The organism is Halomonas sp. IOP_31 (genome assembly GCF_021151495.1).
GTDB classification, from domain to species: Bacteria; Pseudomonadota; Gammaproteobacteria; order Pseudomonadales; family Halomonadaceae; genus Modicisalibacter; species Modicisalibacter zincidurans.
In genome coordinates, this window is the sequence record NZ_JAIRBP010000066.1 from 1 (window position 1) to 5,171 (window position 5,171).

Below are 5,171 nucleotides of genomic sequence, written 5' to 3' on the forward strand. Positions count from 1 at the left end.
CCCGATCACGGGCTCGCGGGTACCGCAACGAGGGCTACTTCATCACCATGATCTATCTGATTGGCAGCCCGGTGGGGAGCCTGCTGGATCAGGCCAAATCCACATGAAACGACGAAGAGCCAACTAAAGTCGGGTTTCCAGCGTTGGATCGATCACAGTAGTCTGGCTGTGTAAATTGCGAATATATGTTCGTCAGACGAACATATGGCATGAGCACTCTATGCCCACGAGGAGTCCATCATGAAGAAGTTTCTAAACGCCCTGTGTGCCGCCACCTTCGGCGGTGCCGCCGCACTCTCTCTCTCCGTGTCTACCGCACAGGCGCAGGAATGGCCCACAGACGATGTGCGCTTGATCGTGCCGTATGCCCCGGGGGGTACCACCGATGTGCTGTCGAGACGCGTGGCCGATTTGCTACAGGAAGAACTCGACACCAATGTGGTGGTGGAGAACCGCCCGGGGGCCGGCTCCACTGTGGCTACCGGTCGTCTGGCCCGAGGTGGCCGCGATGTTGATCACACTATCCTGATGGCTTCTCCGGGCCACGCCATAGGTCCTGCTATTTACCCTAACCTCGCCTATGATCCGGTCGAAGACTTTGTGTTCATCCAGAACATGATAAACATTCCCAACGTGATGGTGGTCCCGGCTGACAGTCCCTACAATAGCGTGCTTGAATTCGTAGAGGCGGCGAAGAAGCAGAACATGACATTCAGCCACAGCGGCGTGGGAAGTTCTATTTACATGTCCGGTGAGCTGTTCAAGTCGCTGACCAAAACTAACATGACCGCGGTGCCCTTTGCCGGTAGTGGCGCTGCGCTGCCGGCCCTGTTAGGTGGTGACGTCGATGTCGCTTTCGAGAACATGCCCACTGTGTACTCTTACATTCAGTCCGGTGACCTGAAGGCGCTGGCGGTGACCTCCGCTGAACGTTCAGATTACCTGCCCGAAGTGCCGACCCTGAAGGAGATCGGCAAGTATAACCTCGACCAGTTCGTTACCACTGCTTGGTTTGGTCTGATCGCTAATAAGTCCTTCCCAGAAGAAGCGATCACTACCATGCAGAAAGCGCTGCAGAAAGTGATGGAGCGCGAGGAGTTCACCAGCTTCGTCGAACAGTTGGGTGCGAAGAAAGGTACTCTCGCTGGTGATGACTTCAAGGCCTTCGTTGCCGATGAGGTTGCGCGCTGGGACGAAGTAGCAGCTGAAGCAGGTATTCGCCAAGAGTAAGTCTTTGGTAACTACATAGCATGGTGAGGCGAGGGCCCCGGCCCTCGCCTCAATTGGTTTCTGTGTAGAGCATATTATGTCGAGAGGATATCCCCGATGAAGTCTCATTCTACCGGCGGCGCGCTGATCAAGGATCCGTGGGATGTGGTCGTGGGGGTAGTGTTGCTGGGCTTTGCCCTGCTTCTGCTGTTCTATCTGATCCCCAACTACATTGGCCAGCCGCCCATCATGCAGAACCCGATGATGTCACCGCGCTGGTTGCCAACCATCGTCGGCTGGCTGCTGTTGGTGTTCTCATTACTGCTGATCACCCAAGGGGTGTTGGTCGTTGACGATGGAGAGGATAGCGGACGGCGTTTCGAACGCGGGCCATGGCTTCGCTTCGCCCTGATGGTATTGGCACTGGTGGTGTATGTCGGCTTTTTTGAACTGCTGGGCGCAATTTTCAGTGGCATCCTCGCTACCCTGCTGCTGTTCATCGCTCATCCGGTACGTACTTGGTGGGTCTACAGCTTGGTCATTGTCTTCCCAGTGGGCGTATCGCTGCTTTTTACCGAAGTCATGAACGTACCGCTGCCGATGTTGCCGTTCTGACCCGGCGGCCATCCCTCAAGATCTGGTGTCTTTATGGAAAACATTACTGAAGTACTGCAGCTGTTTCTGGCCGTAGAAAACTTCTTGGCGATTGCTGTGGGTGTGGTAGTAGGTGTCACAATCGGCGCCATCCCCGGACTCACCGCCACCATGGCGGTGGCCTTGGCGCTACCTTTTACCTTTTCTATGGAGCCGGTAGCGGCCATCCTGTTGCTGGTGGGTATCTATAAAGGCGGCATGTACGGCGGTTCGATCACCGCTATCCTAATCCGCACACCGGGTTCGCCGGCCTCAGCCTGCACATTGCTCGATGGCTATCCGCTGGCCCAGCAGGGGGAAGCGAAGAAGGCGCTGAAAATGGCGCTCTACTCGTCGGTGATCGCGGATTTCATCTCCAATATCGCACTGATTTTTTTTGCCGCCTATTTGGCAAAAATTGCGCTCAACTTCGGCGCGCCAGAGTTCTTCTGGCTGATCTGCTTTTCTTTGACCATCATCATTTCGCTTGCAAGTGGTTCGATGATCAAGGGGCTGATTGCGGCACTGCTGGGCATCTTGCTTTCGCTGGTGGGGCTGGACTCAGTATTCGGTTCGCAGCGGCTGACCTTCGGCAACTACAACCTGATGGATAGTATCTCGTTCATCCCGCTGCTTATTGGTCTGTTCGCGATCCCTGAAATCATCGAATTCTATCGCAAGAAAGTGGTGCCTCATCTGCGTGCCAAGGCGAGTGGTGCCGGGATCACGATGACCGAACTCAAGCGCAGTCTAAAAAGCATTGTGAGAGGTAGCCTGATCGGTGTGGCCATCGGCGCTCTTCCGGGTACCGGGGCGACCGCAGCAGCTTTCATCTCATACAGCGATGCCAAGCGACGTTCGCCCCACCCAGAACGTTTCGGCAAGGGTGAGGTGGAAGGTGTGGCCGCCTCCGAGGCTGGCAATAATGGCGTGGCCGGGGCCACCTTGATCCCGCTGTTGTCATTAGGGATTCCCGGTGACGTGATCACGGCCATTATCCTGGGCGCTTTCATGGTTCATGGCCTGACTCCAGGCCCGCTAATGTTCCAGGAGAATCTGTCGCTGATCTATGCGCTGTTCCTCGGTATCATGCTCAGCTCCGTGATCCTGCTGTTCGTGGGTAACGCGGCAATCCGTTACTTCTCTTTGATTGCTGATATTCCTAAGGCGATCCTGTTCCCAATCGTCTTGATGTTCTGCGTGTACGGGGCCTATGCGGTCAATAATGACACTTTTGACGTCTGGCTGATGCTGGCCTTCGGGCTGCTGGGCTATATGTTCAACCGCGTCGGCATCCCGACTGCCCCCTTCCTGATCGGCTTCATCCTGGGCCCAATGTTTGAGGACAACCTGCGCCGTTCGTTGCTGATCGGCTCCAATGACCTGTCGATCTTCGTGCGTGGTCCGATCACCTGGTTCTTCATCGCCCTGACAGTAAGCTCCATCTTACTGGCCCTCTATCGATACCTTACCGTGCGGCAGAAAGCTAAACGTAGTGCGGGCGAGCCGGGACAGGGTGTGTGACACCAAGAGTGATGCCACCCCCGGCGATCGGTTTGTAGCCCAGGAGATGGGCCAGGACGTAAGGAAACCGAGCCGGACACCGTTTGTTGGGGCCGGCTCGCTCGTTAACAGGGAGGGGAGTCAACCATGAGGCCCACCATAGAGGTGTCGGTTACGAGCGTGTGGTCCAGCCGTCTGCTCGCCGGCGTGGCCATGCTGGCCGTGGTGCATTTACTGAGTGGGGCAATGTTTGCCGCGAGCCTAGCTCAACTACTGCTGGTGGGCTTTCTGCTGCTTGGGTGGTCCCGCTTCAGCTCGATGGCCCGCATACTGGCTTTAGCCTGTGTCACAGTATCGCTCTTCGTGCTGTGGCGACTCCCTTCACCTTGGAAGGTGCTTCATGAGGCTGCCGGGGGCTTTGTGTTCCTGGCCGCGTTCATGGCGGCACTAGCGCTGCTGCGCCTGCCGGCCTACCGCTCGCGGCTGATTCGTCGCTGCGGTCAGAGCCTGCTTATGCAGCCGCCCACTTGGCGTTACCCGATGCTCTCGCTGGGCTCCACGCTGTTCGGGATCGTGCTCAACTTCGGCGTTTTGAACCTGTTCATGTCAATGATAGACAAGGCCAACACCCTCGGCTCGGCACAGGGGAAGGTGTGGCTGCAGCAGGTACGGCGCCGGCGTATGTTCCTGGCAACCTTGCGCGGCTTCACTCTGGCGCCCCTGGTCTCCCCGCTGGGTATCGGTGTTGCGGTGGTGTTGGGCAATCTCGAGCCGCTGACCTGGGCCGAGCTATTTCCCTACGTGCTGGCGTCGGCAACGGTGCTGTTCTTGCTGGGTTGGGCCTGCGACCAGGTTGCAGACCCTTGTCCGAAAGCCAGCGCAATGGTGTCCGAGCAGCCCTCGCTGATGCCACTGGCGGCCTTCAGCATGCTACTGCTAGCTCTGGTGACTCTGGTGTTCGCCCTTGCCGCCACTCTTTCGCTGCGGCTGCCTCAGGCTGTATTAATCGGCGTGCCGCTGGGAGCCTGGGGGTGGCTAGCCTGGCAGTGTCGCGGCATTGGCTATGCCGGTGTGGGGCCCGCCATTACCTTATTGGCCCGTCGCCTGCCCGATGTGCTGGGTGGGATTGGTAATGAGGTGGTAGCGCTGGGCTCTGGCGCCTACCTCGGCTATCTCAGTGTGGCGCTGCTTGATCCTGCTCAGTTGGAAGGGGTGGCAACCTTGCTGATAGCTCTTGGCAGCTGGTTACCGGTTCTGGCACTTCTGCTGATCGTGGCACTCGCCCAGGTCGGCGTCAATCCGATCATCAGTGTGACCTTTTTGACCAGCATGGTCGCCCAGGTGGGTCTAGAGAGTGTGTCGTTGCCGCTGCTGGCTGCGGCTATGCTGGCAGGATGGTCGTTGACCATGGTGTCGTCGCCGTTCACGGCCGCGATGATGATCATGTCGCGCTTTACTGGTATGACGGTCGGGCGGGTCGGTCTGCGTTGGAACGGTGCTTTCCTGGCTGCCTCGCTGATGACGGCCGCCGTGCTCTTTCGACTGGCAAGTTGAGTGGGGTAGGTGCCTCGCCTCCACAGTGACATCGCCGCAAACGAATAGCGTTTAACCGGTATGAAGCTGCTGCGGGGGCGCAGAAAAGGCTGACTGCAATAACATTGCCACCTATTCCTCTGTGGCATGGGTGGCAATTAGTGTCTTTTTCTGTAACTATTCAGGTGGTTCTGAATTAGGGTCGCCAACCAGCTGATTTCTCTGGCATGGTGTCCCGAGATACCACTACGCCATGCGGTGACATGACCATCAGCGACATCAACGTCGACGAG

At 57.5% G+C, this 5,171-nt stretch carries 4 protein-coding genes; all 4 read left to right on the plus strand.

From position 1 onward, the window contains the following. Positions 1-240: 240 nt before the first annotated feature. Positions 241-1,230: a Bug family tripartite tricarboxylate transporter substrate binding protein gene (locus K7I12_RS17165; protein WP_231664784.1), complete on the plus strand. Its 990-nt coding sequence runs from the start codon at positions 241-243 to the stop codon at positions 1,228-1,230. A 96-nt stretch (positions 1,231-1,326) separates the two neighbouring features. After that, positions 1,327-1,824, plus strand: coding sequence for a tripartite tricarboxylate transporter TctB family protein (locus tag K7I12_RS17170; protein WP_231664785.1), 498 nt, complete (start codon positions 1,327-1,329; stop codon positions 1,822-1,824). Between the two features lie 33 nt (positions 1,825-1,857). Next, complete coding sequence (locus K7I12_RS17175) at positions 1,858-3,366, plus strand: tripartite tricarboxylate transporter permease (RefSeq protein WP_231664786.1); 1,509 nt, start codon at positions 1,858-1,860, stop codon at positions 3,364-3,366. A gap of 126 nt (positions 3,367-3,492) precedes the next feature. Continuing rightward, entirely contained in the window at positions 3,493-4,899 is a 1,407-nt protein-coding gene (locus tag K7I12_RS17180; protein WP_231664787.1) for a hypothetical protein, read from the plus strand. Positions 4,900-5,171: the final 272 nt, after the last annotated feature.